This is a genomic window from Micrococcus antarcticus, assembly GCF_044872765.1.
Taxonomy (GTDB): domain Bacteria; phylum Actinomycetota; class Actinomycetes; order Actinomycetales; family Micrococcaceae; genus Micrococcus.
The window spans coordinates 2,088,146-2,104,511 of sequence record NZ_CP085253.1; the positions used below are offsets into that span (position 1 = coordinate 2,088,146).

15 protein-coding genes are annotated in these 16,366 nt (G+C 74.0%); 7 read left to right on the forward strand and 8 right to left on the reverse strand.

What is annotated here, in order from left to right:
• Window positions 1-137: 137 nt before the first annotated feature.
• The 3 genes from gcvP to LG274_RS09825 all read left to right on the forward strand — a co-directional run bounded on the left by gcvP (window position 138) and on the right by LG274_RS09825 (window position 5,315).
• Window positions 138-3,128 carry an aminomethyl-transferring glycine dehydrogenase gene (gene gcvP / locus LG274_RS09815; protein ID WP_298713640.1) on the forward strand — a complete coding sequence of 997 codons (2,991 nt, stop codon included), beginning with the start codon at window positions 138-140 and terminating at the stop codon, window positions 3,126-3,128.
• A gap of 14 nt (window positions 3,129-3,142) precedes the next feature.
• On the forward strand, window positions 3,143-4,309 hold the full coding sequence (gene gcvT / locus LG274_RS09820) for a glycine cleavage system aminomethyltransferase GcvT (RefSeq protein WP_404464221.1): 1,167 nt from the start codon (window positions 3,143-3,145) through the stop codon (window positions 4,307-4,309).
• 160 nt (window positions 4,310-4,469) lie between these two features.
• Window positions 4,470-5,315 (forward strand): thermonuclease family protein, encoded by an 846-nt coding sequence (locus tag LG274_RS09825; RefSeq protein ID WP_248116596.1) that lies wholly within the window; start codon window positions 4,470-4,472, stop codon window positions 5,313-5,315.
• Here LG274_RS09825 and LG274_RS09830 read toward each other — a convergent pair whose 3' ends face one another.
• From LG274_RS09830 to LG274_RS09845, 4 genes are all read right to left on the reverse strand, one after another.
• Entirely contained in the window at window positions 5,316-5,807 is a 492-nt protein-coding gene (locus tag LG274_RS09830) for a hypothetical protein (protein WP_248116598.1), read from the reverse strand.
• 81 nt (window positions 5,808-5,888) lie between these two features.
• Window positions 5,889-6,929 (reverse strand): hypothetical protein, encoded by a 1,041-nt coding sequence (locus LG274_RS09835; protein WP_248116599.1) that lies wholly within the window; start codon window positions 6,927-6,929, stop codon window positions 5,889-5,891.
• 90 nt (window positions 6,930-7,019) lie between these two features.
• A complete protein-coding gene (locus tag LG274_RS09840) occupies window positions 7,020-7,748 on the reverse strand; it encodes a peptidase dimerization domain-containing protein (protein WP_404464224.1) in 729 nt (242 codons plus the stop codon).
• A 240-nt stretch (window positions 7,749-7,988) separates the two neighbouring features.
• A complete protein-coding gene (locus tag LG274_RS09845) occupies window positions 7,989-8,873 on the reverse strand; it encodes a hydroxymethylpyrimidine/phosphomethylpyrimidine kinase (protein ID WP_404464226.1) in 885 nt (294 codons plus the stop codon).
• A 169-nt stretch (window positions 8,874-9,042) separates the two neighbouring features.
• On the opposite strand from LG274_RS09845, the gene LG274_RS09850 reads away from it, so the two are divergent.
• The 3 genes from LG274_RS09850 (at window position 9,043) to LG274_RS09860 (ending at window position 10,723) form a co-directional block, all read left to right on the forward strand.
• On the forward strand, window positions 9,043-9,669 hold the full coding sequence (locus LG274_RS09850) for a DUF4126 domain-containing protein (RefSeq protein ID WP_404464228.1): 627 nt from the start codon (window positions 9,043-9,045) through the stop codon (window positions 9,667-9,669).
• The gene (locus tag LG274_RS09855) at window positions 9,666-9,989 is read left to right on the forward strand and encodes a putative quinol monooxygenase (RefSeq protein ID WP_010079505.1); all 324 of its coding nucleotides are present in this window, start codon (window positions 9,666-9,668) and stop codon (window positions 9,987-9,989) included. Before LG274_RS09850 ends, LG274_RS09855 begins: the two co-directional genes overlap by 4 nt.
• Before the next feature lie 98 nt (window positions 9,990-10,087).
• Entirely contained in the window at window positions 10,088-10,723 is a 636-nt protein-coding gene (locus LG274_RS09860; RefSeq protein WP_404464230.1) for a GNAT family N-acetyltransferase, read from the forward strand.
• 10 nt (window positions 10,724-10,733) lie between these two features.
• Here LG274_RS09860 and LG274_RS09865 read toward each other — a convergent pair whose 3' ends face one another.
• Entirely contained in the window at window positions 10,734-11,339 is a 606-nt protein-coding gene (locus LG274_RS09865) for a TetR/AcrR family transcriptional regulator (protein WP_404464232.1), read from the reverse strand.
• A gap of 126 nt (window positions 11,340-11,465) precedes the next feature.
• On the opposite strand from LG274_RS09865, the gene LG274_RS09870 reads away from it, so the two are divergent.
• On the forward strand, window positions 11,466-12,680 hold the full coding sequence (locus LG274_RS09870) for an acyl-CoA dehydrogenase family protein (RefSeq protein ID WP_404464234.1): 1,215 nt from the start codon (window positions 11,466-11,468) through the stop codon (window positions 12,678-12,680).
• 98 nt (window positions 12,681-12,778) lie between these two features.
• On the opposite strand, the gene LG274_RS09875 is transcribed toward LG274_RS09870, so the two are convergent.
• The 3 genes from LG274_RS09875 to LG274_RS09885 all read right to left on the reverse strand — a co-directional run bounded on the left by LG274_RS09875 (window position 12,779) and on the right by LG274_RS09885 (window position 16,352).
• Window positions 12,779-13,720: an endonuclease domain-containing protein gene (locus LG274_RS09875; protein ID WP_404464236.1), complete on the reverse strand. Its 942-nt coding sequence runs from the start codon at window positions 13,718-13,720 to the stop codon at window positions 12,779-12,781.
• Window positions 13,721-13,993: 273 nt separating this feature from the next.
• Window positions 13,994-15,358: a tRNA guanosine(34) transglycosylase Tgt gene (gene tgt, locus LG274_RS09880; RefSeq protein WP_248118041.1), complete on the reverse strand. Its 1,365-nt coding sequence runs from the start codon at window positions 15,356-15,358 to the stop codon at window positions 13,994-13,996.
• Window positions 15,359-15,398: 40 nt separating this feature from the next.
• Window positions 15,399-16,352, reverse strand: coding sequence for an ornithine cyclodeaminase family protein (locus LG274_RS09885; protein ID WP_404464239.1), 954 nt, complete (start codon window positions 16,350-16,352; stop codon window positions 15,399-15,401).
• Window positions 16,353-16,366: the final 14 nt, after the last annotated feature.

Below are 16,366 nucleotides of genomic sequence, written 5' to 3' on the forward strand. Positions count from 1 at the left end.
GCGCCCGCACCCGCGGCCGTGCAGGGGCCACCGACGGTGCAAGCCGGCCCCTCAGGCCGGCGGAAACTCTCAGGTCCATGACAGAGCGGGGAGGAGCAGACCACGCCGTGACCGGCAGGATCCCCCGGAGGTAGCTCGTGACCAGCCCCCAGACCGCAGCCCAGACGACGGCGGACACGCCCGCCACGGACGGCCTCGAGCCGCGCGACGGCGCGTCCGCCCCGTTCGTCGCCCGGCACATCGGCGCCCGTGACGAGGACGTCCGCCACATGCTCGAGACGCTGGGCTACGACTCGCTGGACGCCCTCGTGGACGCCGCCGTGCCCGCCGGCATCCGCCAGCCCAGGCCGCTGGACCTGCCCGCCCCCCTCACCGAGGCGGCGGTGCTGGAGCGCCTGCGCGAGATCGCCGGCCGCAACGTCATGAAGACCCAGATGATCGGCCAGGGGTTCTCGGACACCGTGACCCCGGGCGTGATCCTGCGCAAGGTCCTCGAGAACCCGGCCTGGTACACGGCCTACACGCCGTACCAGCCGGAGATCTCCCAGGGCCGCCTCGAGTCGCTCCTGAACTACCAGACGATGGTGCAGGACCTCACCGCCCTGCCGATCGCCAACGCGTCCCTGCTGGACGAGGCCTCCGCGGCCGCTGAGGCCGTGCTGCTGATGCACCGCGCCAACCGCAAGAAGGGCGACGGCGTCACCCTCCTCGACGCGGACCTCTTCCCGCAGACGCTCTCCGTCGTCCGGATGCGCGCCGAGGCCGTGGGCATCGACGTGCGCGTCGCGGACCTCTCCGCCGGCATCCCCGAGGACGTCCGCGCCGAGGTCGAGGAGAAGGGCCTGTGCGGCGTCGTGCTGCAGCAGCCCGGCGACTCCGGCCGCCTCCACGACCACGCCGCCGTGATCGCGCAGGCCAAGGAGGCCGGCGCCCTCGTCACCGTGGCCGCGGACATCCTCTCCCTCGCCCTCATCACGCCTCCCGGCGAGCAGGGCGCGGACATCGCGGTCGGCTCCACGCAGCGCTTCGGCGTCCCGCTGTTCTTCGGCGGCCCCCACGCCGCCTACATGGCGGTCAAGGACGGCCTGCAGCGCTCCATGCCGGGCCGCCTCGTGGGCGTCTCGCACGACGACGCCGGCAAGCCCGCCTACCGCCTGGCCCTGCAGACCCGCGAGCAGCACATCCGCCGCGAGAAGGCCACCTCCAACATCTGCACCGCGCAGGCGCTGCTGGCCATCGTCGCCTCCATGTACGCCGTCTACCACGGCCCCCAGGGCATCGCCGCGATCGCCCGCCACGCCCACCGCCAGGCCGTGCGCCTCGCGGAGGCGCTGCGCTCCGGCGGCGTCGAGGTCGCCCACGAGGCCTTCTTCGACACCCTCACGGTGCACGTGCCCGGCCGCGCCGAGGAGATCCTGCGCGCCGCCGAGGAGAACGGCGTGAACCTGCGCCTCGTGGACGCGGACACCCTGCGCATCGCCGCGGACGAGACCACCGTGGACGCGGACCTGGCCGCCGTGCTCACCGCCTTCGGCCTCGACGCGGGGACGCTGCCCGCCGGCGCGCACGACGGCGCCGTGGCCACCCCGGCCATCCCGCGGGAGCTGCGCCGCACCTCCGCGTTCCTGACGCACCCGGTGTTCAACAGCCACCACTCCGAGACGCAGATGCTGCGCTACCTGCGCCGCCTCTCCGGCTACGACCTGGCGCTGGACCGCACCATGATCCCGCTGGGCTCGTGCACGATGAAGCTCAACGCCACCGCGGAGATGGAGGCCATCTCCTGGCCCGAGTTCTGCTCGATCCACCCGTACGCCCCGGACCACCAGACCGAGGGCTGGCGCTTCCTCATCGAGGACCTCGAGGACAAGCTCGCCGAGATCACCGGCTACGCGGGCGTCTCGGTGTCGCCGAACGCCGGCTCGCAGGGCGAGTTCGCGGGCCTGTGGGCCATCCGCCAGTTCCACCTGGCCAACGGCGAGGGCGAGCGCGACGTCTGCCTCATCCCCGCCTCGGCGCACGGCACCAACGCGGCCTCCGCGGTGCTCGCCGGACTGAAGGTGGTCGTGGTGGCCACCGCGCAGGACGGCACGATCGACGCCGCCGACCTCGACGCCAAGATCGCGGCGAACGAGGGCCGGATCGCCGCCATCATGATCACCTACCCCTCCACGCACGGCGTGTACGACGCGGACGTGAAGGACGTCTGCGCGACGGTGCACGCGGCCGGCGGCCAGGTGTACATCGACGGCGCCAACCTCAACGCGCTCGTGGGCCTCGCCCAGCCGGGCGAGTTCGGCGGCGACGTCTCCCACCTGAACCTGCACAAGACCTTCTGCATCCCGCACGGCGGCGGCGGCCCCGGCGTCGGGCCCGTGGCGGTGGGCGAGCACCTCAAGCCCTACCTCCCGAGCCGCGACGTGCTGATGACGGCGGCGCCGCACGGCTCCGCCGGCGTGCTTCCCATCTCCTGGGCGTACATCCACCTCATGGGGGCCGAGGGGCTGAAGGACGCCACCGAGCATGCGCTGCTGGGGGCGAACTACATCTCGCGCCGCCTGGCGGACCTCTACCCCACGCTGTACACGGGCAACGACGGGCTCGTGGCGCACGAGTGCATCCTCGACCTGCGCGAGCTCACGGCCAAGACCGGCGTGACCGCGGAGGACGTGTGCAAGCGCCTCATCGACTACGGCTTCCACGCGCCGACCCTCGCCTTCCCGGTGGCCGGCACCCTGATGGTGGAGCCCACGGAGTCGGAGGACCTCGGCGAGATCGAGCGCTTCATCGAGGCCATGACGGCCATCCACGCCGAGATGCTCGAGACGACGCCGGAGACGGTCGAGGACTCGGTGCTGCGCCGGGCCCCGCACACGGCCACCACGCTCATCACCTCGTCGTGGGACCGCGCCTACTCCCCGGAGAAGGCCGCGTTCCCCGTGCCGAGCCTGCGCATGGACAAGTACTTCCCGCCGGTGGGCCGCATCGACGGCGCGTACGGCGACCGCAACCTGATCTGCTCGTGCCCGCCGCCGGAGGCCTTCGAGGAGGCCGCCGCCGACTCGGCCGCCGCGACCGGCACCCCGGACGCCCCCGTCTCCACCGCCACCGCGTCCCTGGGCCACTGAGAGAGGAACCTGACATGACCGACTCCCTGCGCAACTCCCCGCTCCATCCGGTCCACGAGGCCGCCGGGGCCTCCTTCACCGACTTCGGCGGCTGGAACATGCCCCTGAAGTACGGGTCCGAGCTGGCCGAGCACAAGGCCGTCCGCGGCTCGGCGGGCCTGTTCGACCTCTCCCACATGGGCGAGGTCCGCGTGAGCGGCCGCGAGGCCGGCGCCATGCTGGACCACGCCCTCTCCAGCACGCTCTCCGTGCTGAAGCCGGGCCGCGCCAAGTACGCGCTCTGCCTCACGGACGCCGGCACGATCCTGGACGACCTGATCGTCTACCGCAGGGACGACGGCGCCGAGGGCTCCGAGCCCGACTTCCTCGTGGTCCCCAACGCCGGCAACATCGCCGCGGTGCACACGGCCCTGAACCAGCGCGCCTCCGGGTGGGACGCGACGGTCGAGGACGAGTCCGCCTCCACGGCCCTCGTGGCGGTGCAGGGCCCGCGCGCCGAGGCGATCCTGGCCCACGCCATGCCCGCGCAGGCCGAGCAGCTGGCGGGCCTGAAGTACTACGGCCACCTCACGCTGAGCCTCCCCACCGACGCCGGCGAGGTCACCGTGCTCGTGGCCCGCACGGGGTACACGGGCGAGGACGGCTTCGAGCTGTTCGTGCCCGCGGACTCCCGCCAGGAGGCGGGCGACCGCGGCTCCGCCGTGTGGAACGCGATGCTACAGGCGGCCGAGGCCGCCGACGTCGAGCTCACCCCGTGCGGCCTCGCCTCCCGCGACTCGCTGCGCCTCGAAGCCGGCATGCCGCTGTACGGCAACGAGCTGGACACCGCGCACCAGCCCCACGCCTCCGGTGTGAGCTTCGCGGTGCCGGCGGTCAAGGAGGCGGACTTCGTGGGCAAGGCCGCCCTCGTGGGCGCCGACGACGTCCAGGAGGTCCTCGTGGGCCTGCGCGGCGAGGGCCGCCGGGCCGCCCGCCACGGCTATCCCGTCCTCGACGCCGAGGGCAACCGGGTCGGCGAGGTCACCTCGGGCGCCCCGAGCCCCACGCTCGGCTTCCCGATCGCGATGGCCCGCGTGGCCCGCGAGCACGCCGCCGAGGGCACCTCCCTCCAGGTGGACCTGCGCGGCAAGGGCGAGCCCTTCACCGTGGTGCCGCTGCCGTTCTACCGACGCGAGCGCTGACCGCGGGGCGCCCTCGCGCGCACCCGGCGCCGCAGCGCCCCGGACCCGCCGCACGGCAGGTCCGGGGCGCTTCGCTAGACTCGGCCTCCGGGCCCGACGGCCCCGCCCGCGGGGCGGTCGTCGTCCCCCACCCTCCATCGCCCACCTGCAGGAAGTCCGCATGACTCACGTCGCCGCTCAAGCCCGGGTGCCCAAGAAGGGCTTGCTCATCTTCCTCGGGGTGGCGGGCCTGCTCCTGCTCCTCGGGGTGCTCTCCGTGCTCAAGGGCATCGTGGACGAGCGCTCCCGCGTGGACATCGTCTCCGTGGTGGACGGCAACACCGTGGTGGTGAACGCGGGCGGGGAGCAGAAGACCCTGGTCATGGCCGGTGTGACCGCGGCCCCGCGCAATCCGGACGGCCTGCGCGTCGGCACCGAGTTCTGCCTGGGCGAGGAGTCGTACGCGTGGCTGCGCGACCGCCTGCCGCAGGGCGCCGTGGCCACCGTCAAGACGAGCCGTCACGGGGCGCCCGAGGGCACCGAGTCGGCGGTGTTCACGCTCGCCGGCTCCACCGTGAACGTGGACATGGCGGAGGCGGGCATGGCGGCCCCCACCGGCGAGGGCGTGGGCCGTGGTCTCCGGGAGGAGATCGCCCAGGCCAACGAGACGGCGCGGAAGAGCGCGAACGGCCGGGGGTCGGGGCTCTACGACGTCGAGGAGAACTGCACGCTCAACCACGAGCTCTACGAGTCCTCCTACGCCCTCGAGCACGCGCCGACGAGCGCCGAGGCCACCGTGGACGCGATCGACCAGCGCTCCGTGGAGTACGCCGACACGCTGGACGAGGTGCGGCTCGTGCGCCAGGACATCGCCGAGCTCGACGCTTCGCGTGGCACCTTCACGGACCTCGCGTGGGCCCCGGCCAAGGAGGACCTCCAGAAGAAGGCGGACGCCGTCGTCTCCGAGGGCCTGCAGGTGCTGCGGGACCTCAACGCGAAGCGCAACGAGCTCGTCGCGCAGGGCTGATCACGCCGCGGCGGGATCCTCGGCGCCCGGCGTCACGACGTCCACGAGCGGCCGGGCGGCCATGCGGCCCAGGCCCATGAGCACGCCGGCCGGGAACCCGATCACCGGGATGAGCATCGGCAGCACGCCCCCGGCGCCCTGCGTGAGCACCACGAGCCCGTAGAGCATGCCCACGAGGGCGTAGGCCAGCACGTGGACCCACTGGTTGGTGACGTGGCGGAAGGCCACGTTGACGAGCAGGCACAGCGGCAGGCCCACCACGAGGCCCGCGATCCCGACCACGCTCAGCAGCGGCGTGAGGCTGCCGAACTCCTGGAGCCCCGGGATGAGGGAGAGCGCCGCCACGATCGCCGCCATCACCAGGTTCGGCGCGAGCCAGGCCACGAGGAACCCGTTGAGGCCCATCCGCAGGCGCGGACGCGGGCCCGCGGCGGCGCGCTGGGCCGCGCGGCGGGCGCGAGCGGTGGACTTGACCGGGGCGGGGGTGGTCATGGGGCACTCCGTGGTTGGACGACGTCGGGGGGGGGGGGCCCCCCCCGGGGGGGGGCCGCCCGACGCCGGTCGTCCAGGGTGTCAGCGGCGCTCGCCGTCCACCTCGAAGGACAGCTGGTGCACGCCCGGCCAGGTCTGCACCGTGGGGATCTCGTCCCACACGAGGCGGCCGGACTCCTCATCGGGGGAGACGGTCAGGGCGCCCAGCTCACCGTCGATCACCAGGAGGGTGAGCTCGAACGGCTGGCCCTCATGGGTGAAGTGGCCGCGCACGGGCCAGGTGAAGTCGTGGGGCACGGCGCGCTCCACGTCCTCCTCCACCTCCACCACGAGGGGGAGCCAGTCGATGCCCTCGGCGTCGCCGTCGGCGGGGATGCGGACAGCGTCGGCGACGGTGCGCATGTGCGGCAGCTGGGCGCGCAGGGCGGCCGCGCCGGGCAGATCACGGCCCTCGAAGAGCGTGGGGTCCAGCAGCGTCTCCACCAAAACGCGCGCCTCCACCGGCACGGGCGCGGTCTCCACCGCGTCGTCGGCCTCGTCCGTGACGTCCGTGGCGAGGGGCACGTAGGCGTCCTCCACGGCGGGGCGGCGGTCCGTCTCCGCGGTGGCCACGAGGGGGGCGTAGGAATACACGCCCTCGGCCACGTCCTCACGGCGGCGGGAGCGCGCGGAGCGGGTGAGCCCGACGGCGGCGGCGACCGTGGCCGCGAGGGCCGCGAGGGCGGGGCCGTAGGCCTCGGGTCGCAGGAGGCGCTCCATGGGGGTGGGCTCCGGGGTGCGGGCGTGACGCACGGCCGCGGCGACCGCCGTGGCGAGGGCGCCGGTGGCGAGGGCGCCGCCGCCGAGCAGCCAGGGGAGGCGAGAGGACTCCGAGGACTCTTCCACGCGGCGGGTCGGGGCGTCGGTGCCGGTCACCACGGTGCGCACGACCGGGGGCTCGGGCGTGGTGGTGCGCACGTCCACGGTGCGCTCGACGCGTTCCTGGGCGGGGACGCGGGTCTCCACCACGACCGGCGGGGCCGGGGTGGTGCGGGTGGCCATGACGTCGGCGGGGGCGGTCAGGCCGAGGTCGTCGGCCGGGGGGACGGGGGCGCCGGACGTGGCGGGGCGATGAGTGTCCATGACCCCAGTCTGTGCCATGACCCCGCGGGGTGTCCCGGGTTGGCGGCTCCCTCGTCCCGCCCGCGGCGGCACCGGTCCCGCCCGCCCGGCTCAGCGGCCGAGCACGTGCAGGATCCCGGCGAGGGCGGCGTGGACGCCCGTGGTCAGGGTCGGCTCCAGCACGGGGGCGAACTGCGGGGTGTGGTTGGCGGGGTTGTCCTCGAGCTCGTCGCCCTCGAATCTGCCCAGGAACCAGTAGACCAGCGGGACGCCGAGCGCGTCGGCGAGGGCCCCGACGTCCTCCGAGCCCATCAGCGGCGGCATCTCGGTGACGGCCTCGGCCCCCAGCTCCGCGCGCAGCGCGTCCATCACGGACGGGGTGAGCTCGACGTCGTTGTGGGTGCGGGGGAACGAGTTGTACCGGACGATCTCGGGTTCGGGGGCGCCGGAGGCCAGCGCCTCGGCCGTGAGGATCCGGTGGATCGCCGCGGAGACCTTCGCGCGGACCTCGGGCGTGGGCGTGCGCACGTTCAGCGCGATCTCCGCGGTGTCCGGGATGACGTTCTCCTTGAGCCCGGCGTGGAAGGTCCCCACCGTGACGACCGCGCGATCGGACGGGGCCACCTCGCGGGAGACGACCCCCTGCAGCCGCGTCACCGCGTGGGCGGCCAGGAGGATGGGGTCGATCGAGCGCTCCGGCATGGACCCGTGCGCCCCCCGGCCGCGGAAGGTCACGCGGAAGGAGTCGGCGAGGGACATCGCGTCGCCGGTGACGTCGTGGACGGTGCCCGCCCGCGCCGGCATGACGTGCTGGCCCAGCACGGCGGCGGGGCGGGGCACCCGGTTCCACAGTCCGTCCTCGAGCAGCGCGGCGGCGCCGGCATCCCGGCCACCTGCACCGTTCCGGACTCCAGCAGCGCCGCCCCGTGGCGGGCCACCGTGCGCTCCGGGGCGCCGAGCACCGTGGCGATCCGTCGCCAGCTGGCGCGGGGGTCCACCTGCAGGGCCGTCGCGACCGCCAGGTCCAGACCTGCGAGCGGGGTGGGGGATGCGCCCACGCTCACGCGTGCGACCGCCCGCTCACGCGCGCCCGCCGCCCGGTGCCACAGTCGGGCGCACGGGGTCGTGCGCCCTCCGCAGGCCGCCCTGCCACAGCGCGGCGAACGGGGTGGCCCCCTCCACGGCCTGGGCGATGCCCGCGGCCACGAACTCCTTCGCGCGACGGGCGGCCTCGAGGGGGGTGGCGCCCTTGGCGAGCTCGGCGGTGACGGCGGCGGCCAGCGAGCAGCCGGCGCCGGAGACGCCGGCCTCCCCGATCTTCGGGTGGACGAGCACCTCCACGGTGTCCCCGTCCACGAACACGTCCACGGCGTCCGGGCCCGCGATGTGCATGCCGCCCTTGGCGAGCACGGCCGCGCCGGAGATCTCGTGGATTCGCTCGGCGGCGGCGGTCAGGTCCTCCACGGTGCGCACGGTCATGCCGGAGAGCTGCTCGGTCTCGAAGTGGTTCGGGGTGGTGAAGGTGGCCAGCGGGAGCAGCTCGTCCCTCAGGGCCCGGTCCGTGTCCAGCGCGTGGCCCGGCTCCTGGCCCTTGCAGATCAGCACCGGGTCCAGCAGGACGTGGTCCCACTCCTGGCGCTTCAGCGCCTCGGCGGTGGTGCGGACGGTCTCCGGGGAGCCCATCATGCCGAGCTTCACGGTGCGCAGACGGCCGGCGTAGTCCGCCTGCACCGCCTCCAGCTGATCCGCGAGCACCGCGGTGGGCACGGGGAAGAAGCGGTGGCTCCACTCGTCCTGCGGGTCGAAGGAGACGATGCACGTCAGACTGACGACGCCGAAGACTCCGAGCTCCTGGAACGTCTTCAGGTCGGCCTGCGCACCGGCGCCGCCGGTGGCCTCCGATCCGGCGATGGCCAGGGCGAGCGCGGGGGCGGTGGACGAGGCTGGGGCGTCGGTGGCGGGCATGCGTCCATGGTAGGGCGGACGAGGCCGGGGGCCCCGGCCGTGCGGCGCCGTCCGGACACGCAGCGGTGATCTGGCCCCGGCGTCGTCGGTGTTGAATGAAGGGACGGCGCCCGGTCCGTGCGTCCCGCTCCCGGGACCCCGGTGCCGCGACGGAAGGAAGCGGGTGCGCATGCTCGAGATCCTCACCGGCGCCGGACTGACCACCTCGGCCGGGCTGAACGCCTTCATCCCCATGTTCGCCCTCGGCCTCCTGGACCGGTTCACGAACCTGGTGAACCTGCCGGAGGCGTGGGCGTGGTTCTCCAGCGACGTCTCCCTCTGGGTCGTGGGCGTCCTGCTCGTCCTGGAGGTGGTGGCGGACAAGATCCCCGGCGTGGACGCCATGAACGACGCCGTCCAGACCGTGGTCCGTCCCGCCGCCGGCGGCATCACCTTCGCGTCCGGCATCGGCACGGAGACCACCACCGTGCGCGACCCGGACGCCCTGTTCGCGGGCGGTGCGTGGGTGCCGATCGCGATCGGCGCGGCCATCGCGCTCGTGGTGCACCTGGCCAAGGCGGGCACACGCGTGGGCGCCAACACGGTCACCGTGGGCACGGCGGCCCCCGTCCTCTCGACGGCGGAGGACGTCTCCGCGGCGGCCCTCACCCTCACGGCCCTGTTCCTGCCGGTGCTGGTCGCCGTGCTGGTGGTCGCCGTCGTCGTGGGCCTGTGGCTGCTGGCCCGGCGGTTCCGCGCTCGGCGGACGCGAGGCCGTGCCGCTGCCGCCCCGGGCGGGTCAGAATGGACCGCATGATCCTCATCAACCTGAAGTTCACCGTCCAGCCCGAGCGTGCCGACGAGTGGATGGACGCCGTCGCGAAGTACACCGCGGACGTGCGTTCCGAGCCCGGCAACCTGTTCTTCGAGTGGTACCGCCCGGTGGAGGGCGGCCCCAACGAGTACTTCCTGCTCGAGGGGTTCACGGACGAGGGTGCGCAGGCCCACGTCGCGTCCCCGCACTTCCAGGAGGGCCTGGACGCGATGCGTCCGCTGCTGGCGAGCACGCCCCAGATCATCTCCGAGCAGGTCGGTGCGGAGGGCTTCGGCCCGATGGGCGAGCTGCAGATCGACTGAGCCCGCCCCGGCCGGAGGAGGCGATGGCGCCCGCGTCACGAGCGTGACGCAGGGCGCCGTCTCTGTATCCGGGGTCACACCCTGGCTACGGTGAGCGCATGAGCGCCGAGCAGAACAGCACCCAGACCCCCGGCCACCGCGCCGCCCACGTCCCTGCCGGCCAGGATCTCGGCCACCGCTGGTCCACCCGTGAGGCCGATCACGACGATCCGGCGGACCGCCGCGCCGTCCGCCAGATCGCCGAGCTCGCCTTCGCGTCCACGGCCGAGGCCGACCTCGTCGAGGAGCTCGCCGGCGGCGCGGAGGGCTGGCTGCCCCAGTACTCCCTCGTGGCCATGACCGCCGCGATCCCCGGCACGGACCTGCAGTCGGACCCGATGGGCTACGGCACCCTGGTCCGGGCCCACATCGACGACGCCGAGGTGCTCGCGCTCGCCCCGCACGGCGTCCTGCCCGAGCATCAGGGCGAGGGCGCCGGCACCGCGCTCGTCAACGCCCTGCTGCAGAAGGCGCAGGCCGACGGCGAGGAGGTCGTGGTGGTCTACGGCTGGCCCGAGTACTACGCGAAGTTCGGCTTCCACCGGGCCTCCGAGCACGGCGTGCGCGCGGCCTTCGCCCGGCAGCCCGAGGCGCTGCAGGTCCTCACGCTCCAGGACGGGGCCGAGGTGCCGGCCGGCGAGTTCCGCTACCCGCCCGCGTTCGGGGCGGAGAACGCGCAGGTCGCCGGCCGCTGAGAGCCCGGTCTCAGCCCAGGAGCCGACGCACGGCGGCGAGCGTCCGTTCGGCCTCGGCCGGCTCGGCCGTGAGCCGCGCGATGACCTCCGCGAGGTCTGTGCGCAGGCCGGACTCGGCGTCGTCGGCCGGGGCGTGGAGCCACGCCCGCAGGGCGCGGTTGTGGACGGCCACCACGGCCGCCGCCAGCCCGACGGCGACCCCGCCGCGCGCGGGCGTGTCCGGCAGGGCCGAGGCGAGCCAGCCGGAGAACAGCTCCGTGTAGCGGTGCGAGGTGAGCAGCTCGCGCGTGCGCAGCGCCTGGGAGCCGCGCAGCAGGCGAGAGCGCGCCCGGGCGCGGTCCGGATCGGCGGTGTGGTGCCGGAAGACCTGGAGGACCGCCTCCTCGAGGGCCTCCCGCACGCCGAGGGAGGTGCCGCGCAGGAAGTCGTCCAGGCGGGCGAGCAGCGCCGCGTGGTCGGCGAAGACCACCTCCTCCTTCCCGCCGAGGTGGCGGAAGAAGCTGGCCCGGCTCATGCCGGCCTGGCGGGCGAGCTGGTCGGCCGTGACGGCGTCGTAGCCCTCGCGGTCCAGCAGGTGGATCAGGGCGGTGAGGGTGTCCTCGGCGGGCGTCGTCATGCGGGCCATGGTGCCACGGACGCGGAGAGGGGGTGAGACTGCGTCTGATTCTGTGAGATGGCGTGTCAGTCGGTGTAGGGTGATGACAGACACACCCATCTCTCCGACCCCGCCCGGGAGGCCACCATGACCGAGACCCTGCCCACCGTCGAGCCCGAGTACGACGTCGCCACGCCGCTGGACACCGACTTCTACCTGGCGCTCGCGGACGTCTCCGACGCCGAGAAGGACGTGTGGCGTCGGGCCCGCGCCTTCGCGCTCGAGCCGGACGTGCTGCCCCGGATCCGGGAGGCATGGGACCGCCACGAGTACCCGCTGGACCTCGTGGCCCGCCTGGGGCAGGCCGACCTGCTGCGCGACGGCGTGCCCGTCGCCGGGCTGCCCGACGTGTCCCGCGTGGCCGCGGGCCTGGCCATGATGGAGCTCTCGCGGCTGGACGGCTCGATCGCCACGATGACGGGCGTGCAGGGCGGTCTGGCCATGCGCTCGATCCAGCTGTGCGGCAGCGAGGAGCAGCGTGCCGAGCACCTGCCGGCCATGGCGCGCGGCGAGCTCTACGGCGCCTTCGCGCTCACGGAGCCGACCCACGGCTCCGACTCCGTCTCGCTGGAGACCCGCGCCGAGCGCGTCGACGGCGGCTGGCGGCTGCACGGGCACAAGAAGTGGATCGGCAACGGGGCCGCCGGCGGCGTGACCGTCGTGTGGGCGCGCAGCGCCGAGGACGAGAAGGTCCGCGGGTTCATCGTGCGCCAGGAGTCCGAGGGCTACACGGCCGAGGTCATCAAGGGCAAGGTCGCGCTGCGGGCCATCGACCAGGCCCACATCACCCTCGACGGCGTGTTCGTGCCCGACGCCGACGTCCTGCCCGAGGCCCGCTCCTTCAAGGACACCTCCCGCGTCCTCTTCGCCACGCGCGTGGGCGTCGCGTGGTCCGCCCTCGGGAAGGCCGTGGGCTGCTACGAGGCGGCGGTGCACTACGCGGGGCAGCGCGTCCAGTTCGGCCGGCCGCTGGCGGCCGCCCAGAGCGTGCAGACCCGCCTGGCCGACATGCTCTCCCAGCTCACCCAGGTGCAGCTGCTCGTGCTGCGCGCGACCCGGCTCGAAGACGAGGGCCGGCTCACCGGGCCGATGGCGTCCCTGGCCAAGTACTCGGCGACGCGCGCCGCGCGGTCCATCGCCGCGAACGCGCGCGACCTGCTCGGTGGCAACGGCATCCTCATCCAGAACGAGGTGGCCCGCCACTTCGCGGACATCGAGGCGATCCACACCTACGAGGGCACCGAGACCGTGCAGGGGCTGATCATCGGCCGCGAGATCACGGGGGTCGGCGCGTTCGTGTGAGATGACGCGAGCGGGGGGCGGCGTGAGCCAGAGATTTCTGCTGGTACGCACGCCCCCCTGCCGCCGATTCGTCTGGCTCGGCGGCCGATTCCTCTGGCTCACGCAGGCAGAGGGAGCCGCAGGTGGGCGGCGAGGTCTCGCAGCAGGGCGTCGAGGCCGCGCCGAGTGAAGACGCTGGCGGCCACGCGCAGCACGATCCACCCCTCGGCCTGCATCCGGCGGTCGCGCTCGATGTCACGGCGCCACTGCTGCGGGTCTGTCCGGTGATGATCGCCCTCGTACTGCACGCAGACGCGAGCCTCCCGCCACACCAGGTCCGGCCGGACGGTGGACCCGTCGCTCAGCATCAGCAGCGGATTCACCTCCGGCTCCGGCGCACCCGCGTCGGTCAGCGCCAGTCGCAGGAGCGTCTCGGCCCTCGAATCCGCGCCGTCCCTGAGCAGCGGCAGGGCCGCTCGCAGGGTCCGCGTCCCTCGCCTGCCGCGCACCCGCAGCACCTCCGCCTCCAGATCACGCACGGTGCACCGTGGATGCTCGCCGTGACGACGCCGGCCCGCCGGGCCGTCGGCCCGTTGCAGCAGGCTGTCCCCGGCGGCGACGACGTCGTCCAACGGCAGACCCAGCTGCGCCAGCGCCGCCCAGGTGGCGGCCGGCGTCGTGATCCACACCCCCGAGCGCACCAGCACGGGGTCCTGCGGGTGCAGCTCATGCCCGACGACGCCGCTGCGGCGCGGCGCCCCGCCCTCGGCCCGCGTGCGCGCCAGATGGATGGGGCCGCGCTCCCACTGCCGCGGCAGCCACATCCCCCAGAGGCGAGCGGCGGTGGCGTGGGTGGCCGCGGTGCCGGGGTTCGTCCGCTGGAGGGCGCGGACGACGTCGGCCAGTAAGGGCTGACCCCCGGCGGTGTGCCGCAGCCCGTGGTGCGGGGCGTCGAACCGGGGGCCGCGCAGCTGCGAGGCCGTCAGACCGGCCTGCAGCCCCGCGGCGACCGGGAAGACGGGGCTGAGGGTGGCGTCGTCGTGCGGAGGAGGGGCGACCATGCCGCCACCCTCTCTTTCCATGGGCGGACCCGGCGCCGCGACGGCGAGGGCCGTGGAGGGCGAGCCGAGTCGGCGGCTCTGTGCAGGAGCCGCTGAATCGTCTGGCTCACGTCTCCCACGCGTCCGAGCGTCGCCGAGCCAGACGAATCGGTCGTGACAGCCCCCTCAGAACAGCAGAAACGTCTGGCTCGCGCCCGCCGCAGCGTGCTGGCTCGCGCCCGCCGCAGCGTGCTGGCTCGCGCCGTCGCAGCGTGCCGGCGCACCCGGCACCCCTCAGCCCTTCGGGGCGTAGTACCGGCCGAGGGTCTCGGCCTTGAGATCGGGCAGCGTCCCGTCCTGCATGGCCGCGCGGATGCGGTCCACGAGGGAGACCGTGAACCGCTCGTTGTGGATCGAGACGAGTGTGTGCGCCACCATCTCCTTGGCCTTCATGAGGTGGCGGATGTAGGCCCGCGAGTAGTTCGCGCACACGTAGCAGTCGCACTCGGCGTCGAGCGGCCCGAAGTCCCGCTTGTACTTCGCGCCCGGCAGGTTGAACCGGCCGTCGCGCGTGTAGAACGCGCCGGTGCGGGCCACGCGGGTGGGGGAGACGCAGTCGAACGTGTCCGCGCCGTTCTCCACGGCCGTGAAGAGGTCGTCCGGCTCGGAGATCCCGAGCAGGTGTCGCGGCTTGTCCTCGGGCAGCTCCTGCGCGCACCAGCCGACGATGGTCCCGAGGTTCTCCTTCTCGAGCGCCCCGCCCACGCCGTAGCCGTCGAAGCCGTTCGACGCGGCGTCCAGCTCCCCGGCCGCGGGGAACTCCGTGCGCATCGCGGAGAGGTCCCGGCAGGCCTTGCGGCGCAGGTCCTCGTATTGCGCGCCCTGGATCACGCCGAACAGCGCCTGGTACGGCCGGTCGGCACGGACCCCGGTGAGGCGGGCGTGCTCGTCAAGGCAGCGCTGGGCCCACCGGCGGGTCCGCTCGAGGGCCTCCTCCTGGTAACCGCGGGAGTTGTGCAGGGTGGTCAACTCGTCGAAGGCGAACATGATGTCCGCCCCGAGGTTGTGCTGGATCTGCAGTGACACCTCGGGCGTGAACCGGTGCTTGTCGCCGGTGAGGTGGGACGTGAACCACACGCCGTCGTCGTCCACGTTGGCCAGGCGCTCCTTGCCGGGGGCGACGGCGTCGTCCGCGCCCTGGCCGGCCGGGGCGTCCGGGCCCTTCATGTCGATGACCTTCTTGAACCCGGAGCCCAAGGACATCACCTGGAAGCCGCCGGAGTCCGTGAACGTGGGGCCGGGCCAGTTCATGAACGCGCCCAGCCCGCCGGCCTCGTCGAGGAGGTCGTCACCGGGCTGGAGGTACAGGTGGTAGGCATTGGCCAGCAGGGCCTGCGCGCCGAGCTCCTTCATGGACTCCGGCAGCACGGCCTTGACCGTGGCCTGCGTGGCCACCGGGATGAACGCCGGGGTCTGGATCTGCCCGTGCGGGGTGCTGATCACGCCGGTGCGGCCCAGCGGGGCGCCGTCGACGCCCCCGGACTCCAGGCGCGAGGTCACCTCGAACCCGAAGTGCGTGGGATGGGCGGGGGCGCTCGCGGCGGCGGGCGACGACGGCGCGCGGCGCCCTCGGGAGGCAGGTGCGGGGGTGACGGACATGCGTCTCAGCGTAGTGGCGGCGTGCGGCGCGGGCGGCTGCTCAGGCCCCCGCGCGCTCGGCCACGGCGACGGCCACCGCGAGGTCCTGCCACGGCATGCCCGTGGTCACGAACACGCCGGGCCTGCCCGCCGGCCGACGCGCCGTCCCCGCCGCGAGCTCGGCGAGCGTGGCCACGTCTTCGATCCCGCGCAGCGCGCCGGCCTCGATCGCCAGGAGCACGTCCCCGGCCTCCCGCAGGGCGGAGTCCCGGGACTCCACGGCCACGAAGCCGCGCCCCATGAGGACGTCGTCCAGCTCTCGGGCGTCCGGGGTGTGGGCGCCCATCGCGACGACGACGGCGTCGTCCCGCACGAGGTCGCCGTCGAAGAAGGGCCGGGTCGCGGACGTGGCGCACACCACCGCGTCGCCCTCGGCGGCGGCCTCCGCGCCGCCGGTGTCCGCGTCGACGCCCAGCTCCCGTTCGATCCGTGCGGCCATGGCCTCGGCCTTGAGACGGTTCCGCCCGGCCACCGTGATCCGCTCCAGCGTGAACACGTCCGCGAACGCCACCGCGTGCTCCCACGCCTGCACCCCGGTGCCGAACACCGCGAGGTGACGCGGCGCCGTCGTCCCCATCAGCCGGACACCCAGCGCGGAGACCGCCGCGGTGCGCAGGTTGGTGAGCTCGAGCCCGTCGATCACCGCGCGCGGGGACTGCTCCTCGCCGCCGAAGAGGACGTAGACGCCCTGGATGAGCGGCCGGTCCCGCGCGGGATTGTCCGGGGAGACGGTCAGCAGCTTCGTGCCGATGTCCGTGCCCGCCGTCGAGGGCATCTGCAGCAGCTGGCCGTGCGCGGTGTCCAGGCGGGTGCGCGGGGCGTCGTGCTCCGGATCGACGCCGGAGCGCAGCGCCGCCTCGAGGGCGTCCACGGCCTGCGTGGGGGTCAGCGCCGCGCGGACGGCGGGGCCGGGGACGTAGGGCAGGGAGGACGGGGGGACGTCGTTCGCGGTCATGGCCTCCACGGTAC